This window comes from Lactobacillus nasalidis, from assembly GCF_016587775.1.
In the GTDB taxonomy this organism is placed as follows: domain Bacteria; phylum Bacillota; class Bacilli; order Lactobacillales; family Lactobacillaceae; genus Lactobacillus; species Lactobacillus nasalidis.
Genome location: NZ_BOCG01000388.1, coordinates 1 through 888 on the forward strand (window position 1 = coordinate 1; position 888 = coordinate 888).

Below are 888 nucleotides of genomic sequence, written 5' to 3' on the forward strand. Positions count from 1 at the left end.
GCAGCTCGCGTCTGCCCTGGCCGGGCTGACAGCGGCCAGCCAGCCGCTCACGCCGGACTGGCTGCAATCTTATGCCGCGAGCTGGCAGCCGCCGGCCAAGTCCGTGTTACACGTGAAACAGGAAAAAATCGTTCCCAACCAGATGCAGCAGGCCGCCCTGGAAAATCTCCAATCCTTGGTCAAGAGCGGCGCCCGCCGGGCCTTGGTGGTCTCCGCCACCGGGACGGGCAAGACCTACCTGGCGGCCTTTGCCGTCAAAAGCTTCCGCCCCCGGCGCTTTTTGTACCTGGTCCACCGGGAAGAAATTGCCCGCAAGGCCATGGAAGCCTTCCGGAAAGTCATCGGCGGCGATCCCGGCGACTTCGCCCTTTTGACCGGAAGCAGCCACCAGCAGGCCCGCTATACCTTCGCGACCGTTCAGACCGTTTCCCAGGATCGCTTTCTGGCCAGCCGGCCGGCTGACAGCTACTACTACATTTTGATCGACGAGGCCCACCGGTCAGCCGCGCCGACCTACCAGAAAATCCTCCGTCATTTCACGCCCGCCTTCTGCCTGGGCCTGACGGCCACGCCGGAGCGGATGGACCAGCAGGACGTTTTCGCCCTGTTTGACTACAATCTGGCCTACGAGATCCGCCTGGCCGATGCTCTGGAAAACGACATGCTCACGCCCTTCCACTACATCGGCATCCGCGACTATGAAATTGCCGGCCGGACTGCTGACGACTTCAGCGACCTTCGCTGGCTGGGCTCCAAGGAGCGGGTCAGCTACCTGCTTAAGGAGCTGGACTACTACGGCTGCAGCGGCCCCCGCCCCTGCGGCCTGGTCTTCTGCAGCCGGCAGGAAGAAGCCCGGGAACTGGCCCGGGCTTTTGCTGACCAGGGCCA

1 protein-coding gene is annotated in these 888 nt (G+C 63.6%); it reads left to right on the forward strand.

What is annotated here, in order from left to right; translation table 11 throughout:
- Window positions 1-888: DEAD/DEAH box helicase (locus lacNas_RS07100; protein WP_201346730.1), on the forward strand; the 888-nt coding region annotated here is incomplete at both ends.